The sequence below is a fragment of the Mogibacterium kristiansenii genome, assembly GCF_029224645.1.
In the GTDB taxonomy this organism is placed as follows: Bacteria; Bacillota; Clostridia; order Peptostreptococcales; family Anaerovoracaceae; genus Mogibacterium_A; species Mogibacterium_A kristiansenii.
This window is the reverse complement of sequence record NZ_JAQXUZ010000001.1, coordinates 128,412-144,170: the sequence shown is the minus strand read 5'-3', so window position 1 is coordinate 144,170 and position 15,759 is coordinate 128,412. Positions and strand designations below refer to the sequence as shown.

The 15,759-nt window shown below is 51.6% G+C and carries 13 protein-coding genes and 15 tRNA genes; 27 read left to right on the top strand and 1 reads right to left on the bottom strand.

The features are described 5' to 3' along the window. The first annotated feature begins 3 nt into the window (after positions 1 to 3). The 22 genes from hslV to PUE40_RS00625 all read left to right on the top strand — a co-directional run bounded on the left by hslV (position 4) and on the right by PUE40_RS00625 (position 9,632). Complete coding sequence (hslV, locus tag PUE40_RS00730; RefSeq protein WP_154554688.1) at positions 4 to 549, top strand: ATP-dependent protease subunit HslV; 546 nt, start codon at positions 4 to 6, stop codon at positions 547 to 549. 18 nt (positions 550 to 567) lie between these two features. Continuing rightward, positions 568 to 1,995, top strand: coding sequence for an ATP-dependent protease ATPase subunit HslU (hslU, locus tag PUE40_RS00725; RefSeq protein WP_154554689.1), 1,428 nt, complete (start codon positions 568 to 570; stop codon positions 1,993 to 1,995). Between the two features lie 2 nt (positions 1,996 to 1,997). Then, complete coding sequence (locus PUE40_RS00720; protein ID WP_277671591.1) at positions 1,998 to 2,636, top strand: YigZ family protein; 639 nt, start codon at positions 1,998 to 2,000, stop codon at positions 2,634 to 2,636. Positions 2,637 to 2,762: 126 nt separating this feature from the next. Beyond that, positions 2,763 to 2,838: transfer RNA gene (locus PUE40_RS00715), tRNA-Val, on the top strand. 4 nt (positions 2,839 to 2,842) lie between these two features. Next, positions 2,843 to 2,919 (top strand) — tRNA-Asp (locus PUE40_RS00710). 16 nt (positions 2,920 to 2,935) lie between these two features. Continuing rightward, a tRNA-Thr gene (locus tag PUE40_RS00705) sits at positions 2,936 to 3,010 on the top strand. Between the two features lie 10 nt (positions 3,011 to 3,020). Continuing rightward, positions 3,021 to 3,105: transfer RNA gene (locus PUE40_RS00700), tRNA-Tyr, on the top strand. A gap of 4 nt (positions 3,106 to 3,109) precedes the next feature. Next, a tRNA-Gly gene (locus PUE40_RS00695) sits at positions 3,110 to 3,184 on the top strand. An 8-nt stretch (positions 3,185 to 3,192) separates the two neighbouring features. Continuing rightward, a tRNA-Gly gene (locus PUE40_RS00690) sits at positions 3,193 to 3,266 on the top strand. Positions 3,267 to 3,269: 3 nt separating this feature from the next. Next, positions 3,270 to 3,346, top strand: a tRNA-Arg gene (locus PUE40_RS00685). A gap of 48 nt (positions 3,347 to 3,394) precedes the next feature. After that, positions 3,395 to 3,469, top strand: a tRNA-Gln gene (locus PUE40_RS00680). A 4-nt stretch (positions 3,470 to 3,473) separates the two neighbouring features. Next, a tRNA-Lys gene (locus tag PUE40_RS00675) sits at positions 3,474 to 3,549 on the top strand. A 17-nt stretch (positions 3,550 to 3,566) separates the two neighbouring features. Then, positions 3,567 to 3,655: transfer RNA gene (locus tag PUE40_RS00670), tRNA-Ser, on the top strand. 16 nt (positions 3,656 to 3,671) lie between these two features. Then, positions 3,672 to 3,765: transfer RNA gene (locus tag PUE40_RS00665), tRNA-Ser, on the top strand. Between the two features lie 7 nt (positions 3,766 to 3,772). Then, positions 3,773 to 3,848, top strand: a tRNA-Trp gene (locus PUE40_RS00660). A gap of 25 nt (positions 3,849 to 3,873) precedes the next feature. Beyond that, a tRNA-Pro gene (locus tag PUE40_RS00655) sits at positions 3,874 to 3,950 on the top strand. Positions 3,951 to 3,964: 14 nt separating this feature from the next. Then, positions 3,965 to 4,041: transfer RNA gene (locus PUE40_RS00650), tRNA-Ile, on the top strand. Positions 4,042 to 4,061: 20 nt separating this feature from the next. Beyond that, positions 4,062 to 4,137, top strand: a tRNA-Phe gene (locus PUE40_RS00645). A 179-nt stretch (positions 4,138 to 4,316) separates the two neighbouring features. Beyond that, positions 4,317 to 5,030 (top strand): TVP38/TMEM64 family protein, encoded by a 714-nt coding sequence (locus PUE40_RS00640; protein ID WP_277671590.1) that lies wholly within the window; start codon positions 4,317 to 4,319, stop codon positions 5,028 to 5,030. Positions 5,031 to 5,219: 189 nt separating this feature from the next. After that, positions 5,220 to 7,463, top strand: coding sequence for a rhodanese-like domain-containing protein (locus tag PUE40_RS00635; protein ID WP_277671589.1), 2,244 nt, complete (start codon positions 5,220 to 5,222; stop codon positions 7,461 to 7,463). A 104-nt stretch (positions 7,464 to 7,567) separates the two neighbouring features. Then, complete coding sequence (locus PUE40_RS00630; protein ID WP_277671588.1) at positions 7,568 to 8,152, top strand: thymidine kinase; 585 nt, start codon at positions 7,568 to 7,570, stop codon at positions 8,150 to 8,152. Between the two features lie 55 nt (positions 8,153 to 8,207). Beyond that, positions 8,208 to 9,632, top strand: a complete 1,425-nt coding sequence (locus tag PUE40_RS00625; RefSeq protein ID WP_277671587.1) for an N-acetylglucosaminidase — start codon at positions 8,208 to 8,210, stop codon at positions 9,630 to 9,632. A 59-nt stretch (positions 9,633 to 9,691) separates the two neighbouring features. Here PUE40_RS00625 and mnmL read toward each other — a convergent pair whose 3' ends face one another. Further along, positions 9,692 to 10,594 carry a tRNA modification radical SAM protein MnmL/YtqA gene (gene mnmL, locus PUE40_RS00620; protein WP_277671586.1) on the bottom strand — a complete coding sequence of 301 codons (903 nt, stop codon included), beginning with the start codon at positions 10,592 to 10,594 and terminating at the stop codon, positions 9,692 to 9,694. A 76-nt stretch (positions 10,595 to 10,670) separates the two neighbouring features. On the opposite strand from mnmL, the gene PUE40_RS00615 reads away from it, so the two are divergent. The 5 genes from PUE40_RS00615 to fmt are packed head-to-tail and all read left to right on the top strand — an operon-like array spanning position 10,671 to position 15,756. Next, positions 10,671 to 11,255, top strand: coding sequence for an epoxyqueuosine reductase QueH (locus PUE40_RS00615; RefSeq protein WP_277671585.1), 585 nt, complete (start codon positions 10,671 to 10,673; stop codon positions 11,253 to 11,255). A 23-nt stretch (positions 11,256 to 11,278) separates the two neighbouring features. Beyond that, positions 11,279 to 12,289 carry an aspartate--ammonia ligase gene (asnA, locus tag PUE40_RS00610; protein ID WP_277671584.1) on the top strand — a complete coding sequence of 337 codons (1,011 nt, stop codon included), beginning with the start codon at positions 11,279 to 11,281 and terminating at the stop codon, positions 12,287 to 12,289. Between the two features lie 3 nt (positions 12,290 to 12,292). Continuing rightward, a complete protein-coding gene (gene priA / locus PUE40_RS00605) occupies positions 12,293 to 14,302 on the top strand; it encodes a replication restart helicase PriA (protein WP_277671583.1) in 2,010 nt (669 codons plus the stop codon). Between the two features lie 8 nt (positions 14,303 to 14,310). Then, positions 14,311 to 14,820: a peptide deformylase gene (gene def / locus PUE40_RS00600; protein ID WP_277671582.1), complete on the top strand. Its 510-nt coding sequence runs from the start codon at positions 14,311 to 14,313 to the stop codon at positions 14,818 to 14,820. Beyond that, complete coding sequence (fmt, locus tag PUE40_RS00595) at positions 14,821 to 15,756, top strand: methionyl-tRNA formyltransferase (protein WP_277671581.1); 936 nt, start codon at positions 14,821 to 14,823, stop codon at positions 15,754 to 15,756. Positions 15,757 to 15,759 lie beyond the last annotated feature (3 nt).

The following is a 15,759-nucleotide window of genomic DNA, read 5'->3' as shown; positions in this document are numbered from 1 at the left end:
ACAATGGGTAAAATCGAATTTCATGCCACCACCATCTGCGCAGTGCGTCGTCCCAACGGAGACATTTGCATCGGCGGAGACGGACAGGTGACCATGGGTGAAACCACCATCATGAAGAACAACGCCAAGAAGGTAAAAAAAATATACGGCGACCGCGTACTCACCGGTTTTGCCGGTTCTGTGGCGGATGCTTTTTCCCTTACGGATAAGTTCGAAAAAAAGCTGGAAGAGCACAGCGGAAATCTGAAGCGGGCCGCGGTGGATCTGGCTCAGATTTGGCGTTCCGATAAAGGAGCTCGCAGTCTGGAAGCGCTGATGATCGTAATGGACCGAGACGATTTGCTGGTCATATCCGGAAACGGTGAAGTAATCGTTCCGGATATGGATGTAGTTGCCATCGGATCCGGCGGAAATTTTGCGTACTCCGCCGCACGGGCTCTGTACGACAATACGGAACTGGATGCGGAATCCATCGTGCGGAAATCCCTGGAAATCGCGTCCTCCATTTGCGTATATACCAATGACCACATTTCCGTGGAGAAACTGTAAGGAGGCGTGCCCGGTACTATGAATATCAAGAATATGACACCGAAAGAAATTGTAGCAGAACTGGACAAATACATCATCGGACAGGATGAGGCCAAGAAGTCCGTTGCTATCGCACTGCGGAACCGGTACCGCCGGAACCAGCTCAGCGATGAGATGCGGGAAGAGATTACACCGAAGAACATCTTGATGATGGGTCCGACCGGTGTGGGTAAGACGGAAATCGCCAGACGGTTAGCGCGGATTATGGAAGCTCCTTTTATTAAAGTGGAAGCGACAAAGTACACCGAAGTGGGCTATGTGGGCCGCGACGTGGAATCCATGATTCGGGATCTGGTGGAAGCCTCCGTTCGCATCACGAAGCAGAAGCACATCGATGAGAAATACGATATCGCGGATCAGCGTGCAGAGGATTTGATTCTGGAAGCGCTGGTTCCCGATGCAAAGAAAAAGAAGAAGTCCGGAGAGAGCAGCAATCCCTTTGACTTCATCCTCAACAGCGGTGGGTATACCAGCCAGAAGGAGGAGTACGAGAACAAGCAGAATGCGGAGAACGCCAAGCCGGCAGACGATATTGCCATGGCAAGGGAGCAAGTTCGCCGTGAGCTGAGAGACGGAAAGCTGGAGAACGAGCTGGTGGAAATCGATGTGGAAGTGACGCCGAATACCAACCAGCTGGACATGCAGAACGAAGGCATGGGCATCGCCATCGGAAATATTTTCGGGGATATGATGCCGAAGAAGACCAAGCACAAGAAGCTGCCGGTAAAGGAAGCCAGAAAAATCCTGCGGGAGCAGGAGGCTCAGAGCATGCTGGATATGGATCAGGTGGTGGACGAGGCGCTGATGAATGCGGAGCAGAACGGCATCGTGTTCATCGATGAGATTGACAAAATCGCCTCCGGCAGTTCCGTGACCGCCAGCGGCGAAGTATCCCGAGAAGGCGTACAGCGGGACATTCTGCCGATTGTAGAGGGCAGCGTGGTCAATACGAAGCATGGCCCGGTTAAGACGGACCATATGCTGTTCATCGGTGCGGGTGCGTTCCACGTATCCAAGCCGTCGGATTTGATTCCGGAGCTGCAGGGCCGTTTCCCGATTAAAGTGGAGCTGAAGAACCTGGACAAGGAAGCCTTCAAGCAGATTCTTACGGTGCCGGAAAACGCCGTAATCAAGCAGCAGAAAGCCCTTCTGGAGACGGAAGGAGTTCAGGTGGAGTTCACCGATGATGCCATTGACGAAATCGCCGGAATGGCCTTTCTGATGAATGAGGAGACGGAAAATATCGGTGCCAGAAGACTGTACACCATCATGGAGACTCTTCTGGAGGATGTTTCCTACGAGCTTCCGAATCCGGACATCACCCACGTTCTGGTAGACCGGGAAATGGTACAGGAGAAGTTCAAAGAAAAAATCCGCGAAGTGGATGTAGATAAGTATATTTTGTAATTATGAGCTATAAAACCGTTTACAAAGAAGCAGAAGCGGAACAGGTAATCCAACGTTCCCGCTTTATTGCGCATGTGTCTCCCGTAGATTCCTACGAGGAGGCACAGGCGTACGTTGCCATGATAAAAGAAGAATACAAGGATGCCACGCACAACGTCCCTGCCGTGGTAATCGGGGAAAAACAGGAACTGCAGTGGATGAGCGACGACGGGGAGCCTCAGGGCACCTCAGGGCCGCCCATTCTTCGCATGCTGGTGGAAGAGGGCCTGACCAATCTGGTGGTTGTGGTGACCCGATATTTCGGCGGTGTAAAGCTGGGAACCGGCGGTTTGGTTCGGGCGTATTCCGGATCCGCCAAATTAGGGTTGGAGGCAGCCGGCATCTGCACCGTAACCGACGGATACGTAATGGAGTATCTGCTGGACTATTCTCATTTGGCAAAAATAAATAATGCGGAGCAACAGGGGGACTTCCATATTATCCATACGGAATACATGGATAAAGTGAAGGTCACCATAGGGTGCAAAACCGAGGCGGAAGGCTTGGTAATAAAGACTTTCAACGATATCACTTCGGGTACCTGCGAGTTGCTGTCGAAAAAAAACGAAAAAATTTCCGAAAAAATCGTTGACAGCAATTAGATGCTGTGGTAATATATTGCTTGTCGTCAGGAACGTAAAGAAAACGAAAAACTTTTCAAAAGTTTCTGAAAAAAAGAGTTGCACTCAGCAAGAAAGTTTGCTATAATGAGTGACAGACTGATGTATGGACGCTTAGCTCAGCTGGGAGAGCATCTGCCTTACAAGCAGAGGGTCATAGGTTCGAGCCCTATAGCGTCCACCATTTTGGCCGGGTAGTTCAGTTGGTTAGAATGCCAGCCTGTCACGCTGGAGGTCGACGGTTCGAGCCCGTTCCCGGTCGCCATTTTTTATAACAATAAGCTGATGTGGCTCAACGGTAGAGCAGCTGATTTGTAATCAGCAGGTTGGGGGTTCGATTCCCTCCATCAGCTCCAATAATTTTATCGAGGGATTCCCGAGTGGCCAAAGGGGGCGGACTGTAAATCCGTTAGCTGTGCTTTCGATGGTTCGAATCCATCTCCCTCGACCAATATGCGGAAGTGGCTCAGGGGTAGAGCATCGCCTTGCCAAGGCGAGGGTCGCGAGTTCGAATCTCGTCTTCCGCTCCATCTTTTATGCGGATGTAGTTCAATGGTAGAACTTCAGCCTTCCAAGCTGATAGCGTGAGTTCGATTCTCATCATCCGCTCCATGTGGGTCCATAGCTCAGTTGGATAGAGCAACGGCCTTCTAAGCCGTGTGTCCGGGGTTCGAATCCCTGTGGGCTCACCACTATTTTTTTTAAAGAAACAGAGAGAGTATAGCAGACCGACTTGATTATGGGGTATAGCCAAGTGGCAAGGCAACGGACTTTGACTCCGTGATTCGTAGGTTCGAGTCCTGCTACCCCAGCCATTGCGACCCATTAGCTCAGGTGGTAGAGCACTTGACTTTTAATCAAGGTGTCCGGAGTTCGAGTCTCCGATGGGTCACCATTACTCTTAAAACATCCGGAGAGGTGTCCGAGTGGTTTAAGGAGCTGGTCTTGAAAACCAGTGATTCTGAAAGGGACCGTGGGTTCGAATCCCACCCTCTCCGCCAAGAATGCACATGATCTGGAGAAGTACTCAAGAGGCTGAAGAGGACGGTTTGCTAAACCGTTAGGGTTCGTTATTAGGGCCGCATGGGTTCGAATCCCATCTTCTCCGCCATAATTTTAGGGGTATAGCTCAGTTGGTAGAGCAGTGGTCTCCAAAACCACGTGCCGTGGGTTCGAATCCTACTGCCCCTGCCAATTCACTAAGGACTGTACTAAATATCGGGGTGTAGCGCAGCTTGGTAGCGCAACTGGTTTGGGACCAGTGGGCCGCGGGTTCAAATCCTGCCACCCCGACCATTCACCCAACATATGGGCCATTAGCTCAGTTGGTCAGAGCATCCGGCTCATAACCGGCAGGTCCCGGGTTCAAGTCCCTGATGGCCCACCATTTATTGAATAAGGTAATATGCCCAGATAGCTCAGTTGGTAGAGCAAGGGACTGAAAATCCCTGTGTCCTTGGTTCGATTCCGAGTCTGGGCACCACGAACGGTATGCATTGCATACCGTTTTTCTTTTGCCCGTTTGCGGTATATTTGGGCGAGGTATTGGTATAATCAATAGTTCCGCACCGAAAACAAAGTCGATTCCTATTTGTTATTTTTGTGAAGAGCCGTTACAATTAATCAGTATGATTGTTTTATGAGTTTAGGAGGAATAGAAAGATGAACGAGAAAGAAGTGAATGCTCCAAAGAAGAAGCATACCGGAAAAATCGTCCTGGTGGGACTTCTCATCGCGTGCGTTGTAATCTATTTTGCAGTGCCGTCGGTACACACTTGGATTAACAACGTGGTTGCCATGTTCAAGTCCGGCGACTTCGATCAGATGAGAAACTTCATTGCGAAGTACGGAAAATGGGCGATGCTGGTGTCAGCCTTCCTGATGGTGTTCCAGTCCATCGCAGCACCGCTGCCGGCATTCTTCATTACGTTGACCAACGCGAACCTCTTCGGATGGTGGCAAGGATGCATCTTGTCTTGGGCGTCCGCTATGCTGGGTGCCGCAGTATGCTTCTATATTGCTCGAATCCTGGGAAGAGACGTGGTGGAAAAACTGTGTACGAAGGGCGCACTTCTGTCCATCGAGAAGTTTTTTGATAAATACGGCAAAAAGTGCATTCTGATTGCCCGATTGCTTCCGTTTATTTCCTTTGATATCGTCAGCTATGCGGCGGGTCTGACCGCAATGGATTTCGGCGGATTCATGTTGGCAACCGGCCTCGGCCAGCTGCCGGCCAGCATCGTGTATTCTTATGTGGGCGGAATGCTCACCGGCGGAGCGCAGAAGCTCTTTATCGGACTGCTGTGCCTCTTCGCACTGGCGATTTTGGTTACCCTGATTCGTCAGGTGTGGATGGCAAATCACAAGGAAGTATAGGAAATATCAATAAAAAGACAGCAGAATATAAATTGTTGCGATACTTCGCAAAAACGACCGGAATATAATTTATTTTCATTGAAAAATAGTTATAATTATAGCGTACGGCTTCCGCTTTTGGAATGCCGCAAAGGGGGGAGCCCCTTCAATTAATTGTATAGTATTGATGAACGAAGGAGGAATTTGAACATGAAACGTTCGAAGAAAATGTTCACCGTCATGTTGGCACTGTGCGTGGCACTGTCCATGGCGATGGCATCCGTTACCGCTAATGCGGCAACAAAGAAGCCGAAGAAGATTTACCTCAAGGCCACTTCTACTACAGTGGATATCAAGGGTAAAGTAAAGGTATCTGTTTATAAAACAAAACCTTCCAAGGCAAGCAAGTCCGTTAAATGGAAGAGCAGCAACAAGAAGGTTGCCACCGTTTCCAAATCCGGCTACGTAACCGGAAAGAAGAAGGGAACTGTAAAGATTACAGCAACCTCCAAGAAGAATAAGAAAGCAAAGAAGACCATCAAGATTAAAGTAAAGAATCTGAAGGCCAAGTCCGTAACAATGAGCAAGAAGTCCATGAGCATGTTCGTTACGAAGAAGGTTGCGCTGAAGGCAACCGTGAAAGGTTCCGCAGGATTCTACAACCAGGGCGTTACCTGGAAAACCAGCAACAAAAGAGTTGCAACGGTAGACAGCAAGGGCAACGTAGTGGCAAAGGGTGTGGGTTCCGCAACCATTACCGCTACCGAGAGAGGCGGATCCAAGAAGGCAACCTGCGCGGTTAAGGTACTTGCGGCTCCGGACAACGTAACCGTGGATAAGGACTCCAAGACCGTTACGGTTGATGCGATTGTTGGAAGCAATGCGGTGAAAGCAAGACACACCTATCTGTGCTACTACAAGGGTACACAGGCAAATTCCTCCGTACTGATTACCGGTACCGCTCCGGAGAAGCTGGCGAAGGCTCTGAGCGAGCTTTCCGCTACTCCGTGGAATAATAATGCAAAGGTACCGACCGAATTCAAGGAAACCGGTAAAAAGACCATCGAAGCACTGGCAGCAGATGGAACCGGAAACAAGAACTACACCAGAATGGATGTAAGCATCAAGTATGGCGACAAAACTGCAACCATGATGGAGACACTGAAGGATGCGAAAGATAACGACAACTTCAGTATGATTTATGCCAACACCGGAAACGATGCGAATGCGAAGTTTGGCTGCCTCACCTGCACAAACGGCTGCTGGTCCGGCGTTGTTGCCAACGAGAGCCGTCTGACCAGCAAGGACTTTGTTTCTCAGGGTATTCCTGCAGAAGGAACCAAGGTTACAGTAACCTATACGGTACAGACTGATAATTACATCTCTGCAGAGAATCTGAAGAAGGCTGCTGCAGACTATGTCATCCTGGACGTAAGAGCAAAGGACGATTACGATGATGCTCACATTGCAGGAGCAATCAGCACACCGGTAGACATTAAGAGTGCCGATGTGGACGAGACCATCAAGAATATCGTAGCCGATAAGGGTACAGACAAAAAGTATGCACTGATTTGCTACTCCGGCAACAGATACGCTCAGAAGGCATCTTCCGACCTTCGTGCATGCAACGTAAACAACGACAATATCGTAACTCTGGGCGGAGATCAGGGAAAGAAATCCAAGAACGGCGGAATGATTGCTTGGAGAACAGCCGGTTATGACCTGGATCACTACAACTACACCAACGCTGCAACCACATTCAAGAAGATGAAGGATTCTTCCTACGTAATTCTGGATGCCAGAAAGGCTGCAGACTATGATAACGGTCACATTGCCGGTGCGGTTTCCGCAGATGTAGGATACTACATTGATAACAAGTACAGCTCCAAGGACGCTGCAGCAGCGAATGTAAAGACTGTTGTAGACAAGTACGGCAAGGATAAAAAGTACATCGTTATCTGCTACTCCGGCAACAGATATGCCAAGGTAGCAACCGGACTTCTGATGAACAACGGAATCAAGAATGCGAACATCCAGACTCTGGGCGGAGATGATTCCAAGCAGTCCGATGCCGGCGGCATGAAGGCATGGAATGCAAAGTATGCAGGCTACGTTGTGGCAAAGCACACTTCTTCCGGGAACTTCAACTTCGCAAACGGAATCACACCGGAGAACCTGAAGGCCGATGTGGACGGTCAGAAGGTATTCACTGTTATGGACGTAAGAGCAAAAGATGACTTTGATAAAGGTCACATCTCCAATGCAGTATCCGCTCCGTCCAGCGATGAAGCGGCAGTAATGAAGGCCGTAAACGACAACAAGAACGGTCTCTACGTTCTGGTATGCTATACCGGTAACGCCAAGGCCGATGAAGCTCGGAACACCATGGTGAAGAACGGTGTAGACGAAAGCAGAATCATCTGCCTGCAGGGTGGAATGAAAACCTGGAAATAGTATTATAAAGATTAAAGGCGGGGGTGCGAAGCATTCCCGCTTTTTGCTTCTCCGGGGCATTCGTGGTAAAATAAGCAGATATTAAGCAGGATAAGGAGAGCGAAATGGCACAGCTGTATTATCGATATAGTACGATGAATGCGGGAAAGTCCCTGGAGATCATCAAGGTGGCCAACAACTACGAGGAGCTGGGCAAGCGAGTGATGTGCTTGGTTCCGGAGGTGGACGACCGCTACGAGCGGGATATGGTGACCTCCCGGGTGGGATTGAGCCACAAGGCCTACACGGTGGATGACGATACGAACATCATGACGCTGTTCATCGAGAAGAATATGCGGCATCAGATTGACTGCGTGCTGGTGGACGAATGCCAGTTTTTCCGGAAGCATCACGTGCAGGAGCTGGCGGAAATCGTGGACAGCTTCGACGTGCCGGTACTGGCCTACGGACTGAAAAATGATTTTAAGAATGAGCTGTTCGAAGGATCCTACTATTTCCTGGTGTACGCAGACAAGATTGAAGAGATTAAGACCATCTGCTGGTGCGGTCGGAAAGCCACCATGGTGGCCCGAATTCAGGACGGAAAGATTATCAAGCAGGGAGATCAGATCGCAATCGGCGGCAACGACATGTACGCCTCTCTGTGCCGAAAGCATTACAACGACGGAAGATTGTCGGCAGACGACTAGTTCGAGGAAGGAGACAGGCGTGCGGCGATTCGCAGAACGCGGGGGTGGAATTCGAATGATGGTAATCGGCATGATGTTCCTCTGCCTGTGGATGGCGGGAACGAATTTTTCTCGTGCCGCGATAAAAGCAAAACCGGGGAATGCCACCGCGTCCATCAATGCGAAGGCAGGGACGGTGCTGCGGGAAAAGGCCTCCACCTCATCGAAAAAAATCCGAACCCTTCGGAACAATACGAAAATTACCGTTTATTACGAAGTCTATACCCATCGAACCCGGACGGATTCCCGGTACCACTGGTACCGCATCGGCGTGGGAAAGAAGAAAGGCTACGTGCTGGCCAAGCGGGTGGACGGCATCCGCTATCAGGCGGTACTGGGCCGGGCTTCCCGTAAAGTGCCTGCTCGAATCGGGCCGAAAACATCCATGAAGGCAAAGGGAAACTTGTCCAAAGGGGCGGTGGTGTCCGTGCGCATTCGGTCTCGGTACAAGGGGGCCAAGACATGGTGGGATAAGGTTCTGGTGAACGGAAAGTACCGCTATGTCATCGCGGATTCCTTGACGAAGGTGAGCACCTCCGATTACGACGCTTACCTGAAGTCTCAGGGGTTCCCGGCATCCTATCGGAAATCTTTGAAGAAACTTCATAACGAGCATCCGAATTGGGTTTTTCGGGCGAAGAAGGTCAATCTGAGCTACAGCACGGTGCTGTCCCGGGAAACCCGGGACGGGGTCTCTCTGATCTACAAATCCTACCCGAAATCCTATCGGGACAAGGGGCGGAAGAGCTACCGGAACGGAAAGTACATCGCCAAGGACGGCTCCACCTGGTTCAACGCCAACAAAAAGGTGGTGTCCTACTACATGGATCCCCGTCATTTCCTGAACGACCGGAACATCTACATGTACCTGTCTTTGAATTACCATTCTTATCAGAACACGGGCACGGTGAATAAAGTCCTCAGCGGAACGGAGCTGCCGAAGCGAGGCTTCTCTCCGTCTCTGTTCGTGAGCGCAGGCAAGAAGTACAAGGTGAGTCCGATTTTCCTGGCATCTCGGGCTCGGCAGGAAACCGGCGGCGGAAGCATCGCCATTCGGGGATACCGGATGAAAGGAAAGACGGTGTACAATCCGTACAACATCGGCGCTTCCTCGGGATCCAATCCGGTGATGAAAGGCTTGAAGTACGCCTATCGGAAGGGCTGGACCTCCCGCAAAAAAGCGGTGTACGGCGGCGCTCAGGTGCTGTCAAAGGATTACATCAACCGGGGGCAGAACACCATCTACTACCAGCGGTTCAACGTGAAGAACGGATGGCTGCGGGCGGGCACCCATCAGTACATGACCAACATCACGGCACCGTACACGGAATCCAAGTCCATGGCAAAGGCCTACAAAGCCTACGGCCTCACCGGCGAGAAGCTGGTATTCGAGATTCCGGTGTACAAGAGTATGCCGTCTTCCACGAAGTTGCCGAAATAAAAAAACAGGTTCGATTCTCCGGACGTTTCCGGGGAGCCGAACCTATTTTTGTGAGTGAATTATTGATTGTGCACGCCGCATTTAGCCCCTTGGCGGGTATCCCGTTCTTTGAGACGAAGGTTAATTCGATTCAGAATGGTGCGCTTTCGGTAGCTCCATTCCGGCGCCACCAGAAGGCCGCGCTGGGTGTCAGCGGTGAGGCGGTGCACCGTGATGTCTTCCGGAATGATTTCCAGGAGGTCCACCACCAGCTCGCAGTATTCCTCGATGGAGCGGAAAGGTACATAATCCGGCATCGTGTCGTACAGACGGGAGCCCCGGACGATGTTCAGCATGTGAAGTTTGATGCCGAAGGGGTGGACCCGGGCCACGTAGGACACGGTATCGAACATGTCCTGCCGGCTTTCGCCCGGAAGCCCCAGGATGACGTGAACCACCGTTCGGATGCCCCGCCGGTGGAGTTCGGTGATCGCCTCGTGGAAGGTGTCCAGGGAGTAACCGATGCCCATGGCTTCGGAGGTTTTGGGGTGAATGGTCTGAAGGCCCAATTCCACCCAGAGGAAGTGTTCCCGGTTGATCTCTTCCAGCAGATCCAGCACGTCCTCGCCCAGGCAGTCCGGCCGGGTGGCGATGGCGATGCCGTCGATTCGGGAATCCGAAAGAGCATCGTAATAGTATTTTCGAAGAACCGGCACCGGTGCGTAGGTGTTGGTGTGGTTCTGGAAGTAGGCGATGTGCCGGGCATGGGGCCATTTCTCGCTGAGGAGTTCAATCTGCTCGGAGATGGACGAGGCGAACTCGCCGGAACCGGAAGAAGAACAGAAGGCGCAGCCCCCGGTGCCCAGGGTTCCGTCCCGGTTGGGACAGGTGAATCCCGCATCCAGAGAGAGCTTGATGGTTTTTTCGCCAAAGGTTTGTTTGAAATAATTGCTTATAGAAAAATATCGTTCTCCGCCTTGCATGTTTCCTCCAAAATCGTTGCTACACAAAGGGCAACGTGATATAATTACTTTTATTATTTGAAAGGGAAACAGATTCATGCCAGAAGAGAAACCAACGCTTCTTCTCCTCACATGCTGCGGCCCCTGTGCTACAGCCTGTGTCGAGCGAACCGCATTCGACTACGATGTGACCGTGTTCTATTATAATCCAAATATCACGGATTCGGAAGAGTATTATCTTCGAAAAGAGAATCTGGAGAAATTCCTCCGTCTCTTTAATGAAGAGTACAAGGACCGGACTTTGGTGCATTATCTGGAGGGACGGTACGAACCGGAGAAATATCTGGAGCGAACGGCGATGCTGAAGGATGAACCGGAAGGCGGGCGGCGCTGCGAAGAGTGCTTCCGGCTCCGATATGAAGAGGCGGCTCGTGTGGCAAAAGCAAGAAACGCAGATTATTGGACATCCACCATGTCGGTGAGCCCGCACAAGAATTACGACCTTCTCACGAAGACGGGAGAAGAACTTGCCGCAGAGTCGGGCACCTGTTACCTGCCGATTGATTTTAAGAAGAAGAACGGTTTTGGCAGAAGTGTGGAACTTTCAAAGAAGTATGGTCTGTATCGGCAGCGATTCTGCGGATGCGACTATGCAAGGTACGCTAATGCAAAAAGGTTATGAAGGGGACAAGGAGAAAAACAACTATGAGTAACGTAATTATTCCGGAAGGCTATGAGCCGATTCTGGGCCTGAAGGAGACTCAGAGAGCCATCAAGAAGATTAAGGACTACTTCCAGCAGGAGCTGGCCTATGGACTGCAGCTTCGCCGTGTGAGCGCGCCGCTGTTCGTATTCCCGGAAACGGGCTTCAACGACACGCTGAACGGTGTGGAACGCCGGGTGGATTTCACCATTAAGGACATGAACGAGCGCCAGGTGGAAATCGTGCAGTCCCTGGCAAAGTGGAAGAGAATGGCTTTGTACAAGTATGAAGTAGAGCCGGGTCACGGCATCTATACCGACATGAACGCCATTCGGAGAGATGAGGAATTGGATAACCTTCACTCCATTTACGTGGACCAGTGGGACTGGGAGAAGGTAATCACCAAAGAGCAGCGGACGGAAGAATATCTGGAAGAAACCGTGGTGACGATTTACCACGCACTGAAGAACCTGGGCGATTATGTAAACCGTCTCTACCGGGATATTCAGATTGAGCTTCCGAACGAGATTACATTCATCGATTCTCAAGAGCTGGAGGATCGTTATCCGGGCAAGAACCCGAAGGAACGGGAGGACCTGATTACTAAGGAACACGGTGCCGTATTCATCAAGAGAATCGGCGGCGTCCTGGCTTCCGGTGAGAAGCATGACGGAAGAGCACCGGACTACGACGATTGGGAACTGAACGGGGATATCCTGGTGTGGAACGATGTCCTGGACAGAGCGTTCGAGATTTCTTCCATGGGAATCCGTGTGGATGCAGAATCCATGAAGCGTCAGTTGAAGATTGACGGAAAAGAAGACCGTCTGGAGCAGCCATTCCATCAAGGTGTCATCACCGGAAAGTATCCGCTGTCCATCGGTGGCGGAATCGGTCAGAGCCGTCTGTGTATGTTCTTCTTGCAGAAAGCGCACATCGGAGAGGTACAGGCATCGGTATGGCCGGAAGATATGATTGAGGAGTGCGCAGAGCACAATATTTTCCTACTGTAAGAAATGCAATACATCAATGTTGTAATCGATAATAAAAGTGAATTAACAGATACCTACTTCACCTACCGCGCACCGGATTCGGTGGCGGTAGGTGATAAAGTCAGCGCCCTGTTCAGTAACAGAAAGAAGCCGGTGGATGCGTACGTATTCGAAACCGGCGTGGAAACCGATCTTCCGGAGAACAAAATTCGGGAAATCGAATCTGTGGACAAGAGGCGCTCTCTTTCCGAAGAGATGATTGATACCGCCATCTGGATGCGGCGGCGGTACGGCATCAAGTATATTGACGGGGTCAAGATGTTCACCGTGGGCGGAAAAAGGGAAAAGGAGAAGCTGGTGAAGGCACCGGCACTCCGGGAAGAGCCCTGGGAGCTGACGGAGGAGCAGGAATCTGCGGTGAAGCAGATTAACGAGTCCCTGGATCGTCGAAAGGAAAACGTGTTTCTGCTGAAGGGGGTGACCGGAAGCGGGAAGACGGAAGTTTACATGCATGCGGTGGAGCATGCGCTGGCCCAAGGCAGAAGTGCCATCGTGCTGGTGCCGGAAATCGCTCTGGCCATGCAGATGGAGAAGCGGTTTCAGAATCGCTTCGGTGCGGAGAACGTGGCCATCCTGCACAGCAAGTTGACCACTTCGAAGCGGCTAGAGAACTGGCTTCGGATTCGAAAGGGTTCGGCCAAGGTGATTCTGGGTGCCCGGACGGCGATTTTTGCGCCGGTCACGGATCTGGGATTGGTGGTCATTGATGAGGAACACGAATCCACCTACAAATCCGACCACAACCCGAAATACGAGACCATGGATGTGGCGTATAAGAGAGCGGGGACTTTCGGTGCCACGGTGGTTCTCGGAAGTGCGACGCCCAGCGTGGTTTCTTTTTACCGTGCATCCGTCGGAATTTATCACCTGATTGAATTGAAGAACCGGGTGGGAAAAAGCCGTCTGCCCGATGTGGAAATCGAGGACATTCGAGGACAGGTGGCTCGGGGTCGGAATGAGATGATCAGCCTGCGGCTGCAGGAGGAGATGCGGTACTGCCTGGAGAAGGGGGAGCAGGTAATCCTGTTCCTGAACCGGCGGGGATACGCGCCTCAGATTCAGTGCGTGGAGTGCGGATACCGCTATCAGTGCAACGATTGCGGGATTTCCTTGACCTACCACAAGCGAGAGAATGCGGCGGTGTGTCACTATTGCGGGAAGAAATTTCCGCTGCCGAAGAAATGTCCGGAATGCGGAAGCCCTCATATTCGGTACGGGGGCGTGGGCACCGAGAAGGTGGAGGAAGTGGTGCAGGAGATGTTTCCGGAATACAAGGTGGCGCGGTTCGACCTGGATACGGCGAAGAACCAGAAGGAAATCGACCGCACCATGTCGGATTTTGTGCACCAACGGACGAACGTTCTCATCGGCACTCAGATTCTGGCAAAAGGTTTGGATTTTCGGAATGTAGGACTGGTGGGCATCGTGAATGCGGACATTTCCCTGAACATCCCGGATTACCGGGCGTCGGAGCGCACCTACCAGCTGGTGACCCAGGTGTCCGGAAGAGCGGGGCGGAGTTCGGAATCCAGCCGGGTGGTGATTCAGACCTACAATCCGGAGGCGGAAGCCATCGCTTTTGCCGCTCAGGGGGATTACGACGGGTTCTATGAGTCGGAATTACTCCACCGAAATATCATGAATTATCCACCATACTCCGATTTAATTGCGGTATCCTTTACAGAAGGGGAAAAATACCGACCGGGGAATCGGACCGCAATGGAGTATGCGGAGGATTTTAAAGGGAAATTGGAAAATATGCAGAATCTGCCGGATAAATCCATGATTTACCGGCCTCGGGAGGAAGTGCTCCGGGGGAATACGGAACGGAAGCGGGTGACCTTTCTGATCAAAGCGCCGAAAGGGTCCCGCAGTGGATTCATTCAGATGTACATGTGGTATCGGGATTGGATGATTCAGCAGAAGTCGACAATATATATTGAAATTGATGTCAATCCGTATGGCATCGTGTAGGAGGAACAATGGCTATTCGTAAAATCGTAGAGAAAGGGGACGAGATCCTCGCAAAGAAATGCAAACCGGTGAAAGAGGTGACGAAGCACATTCAGACCGTGACCCGTGACATGATCGACACCATGATCGAAGCCGACGGCGTAGGCCTGGCGGCGCCTCAGATTGGAATCATGAAGCGGATGTTCGTGTGCCGTCCGGAACTGGAGGAACCGGAACACAATTACGTGTTCATCAATCCGGAAATTCTGGAGAAGGAAGGGGAGCAGGACTCCATGGAGGGCTGCCTCAGCGTGCCGGGATACATCGGACACGTGGTTCGTCCGGAGAAGGTTCGCATTCAGGGACTGGATGCGGAAGGCGAAATGCAGGATCTGGTCTTTGACGGTTTTGCGGCTACCTGCATCTGTCACGAATACGATCACCTGGACGGAATTCTCTATACCGACCGTTCGGACAACGTGATGACCAACGAGGAATATGCGGAAATCCTGAAGAAACAGGAAGAAGAGGAGCGGTAGATGAAGATTGTTTTTATGGGAACGCCGGAGTTTGCGGTGCCTTCATTGGAAAAGCTGATTGAATGCGGCTGCGAGATTCCGATGGTGGTCACCCAGCCGGACCGCCGGGGCAATCGGGGCAAGGTTACCTTCTCCCCGGTAAAAGAATGCGCGCTGCAGCACGGACTTCCGGTGGCACAGCCGCAGCAGATTCGCAAGGATGAAGAATTCATGCAGGAGTTGGAAGCCCTGAAACCGGATTTCATCGTGGTGGCGGCCTTCGGCCAGCTGCTTCCGGAACGGGTATTGAATGCACCGAAATATGACTGCATCAACGTGCACGGATCCCTGCTCCCGAAACTTCGGGGTGCGGCGCCGATGCAGTACTCCATCCTTCAGGGGGACAAGACCACCGGCGTGACCATCATGAAGATGGCCAAAGGCTTGGATACGGGAGATATGATTTCCAAAGCGGAAATGAACATCGAAGGCATGACCATCCATGAACTGGCGGACAAACTGTCGGTACTGGGGGCGGAGCTTCTGGTGAAGACCATTCCGGAGATTGTGAACGGAACGGCCGTCTATACTCCGCAGAACGAGGAAGAACATACTTATGCATCGATGATTCGGAAGGAAGACGGACTGACGGATTTCAGCGGGGATGCGGTATCGGAGGAACGAAAGATTCGGGCCTACGACCCGTGGCCGGCGCTGTACAGTTTCCTTAACGGGAAGCAGATTAAATTCTTCCGGGCGGAAGTGTCGGAAGAAGAAGGTACCCACGACGGGGGTGTAATCTCCGCGGTGGACAAAAAATCCTTCACGGTGGACTGCGGCAAGGGTAAACTTCGGATTCTGGAAGTCCAGCTGCAGGGAAAGAAACGAATGAGTGCAGGAGATTTTCTGCGGGGCGCGGGCGTGTCCGTGGGAGATCGGCTGACGAAAGGAGAATAGACT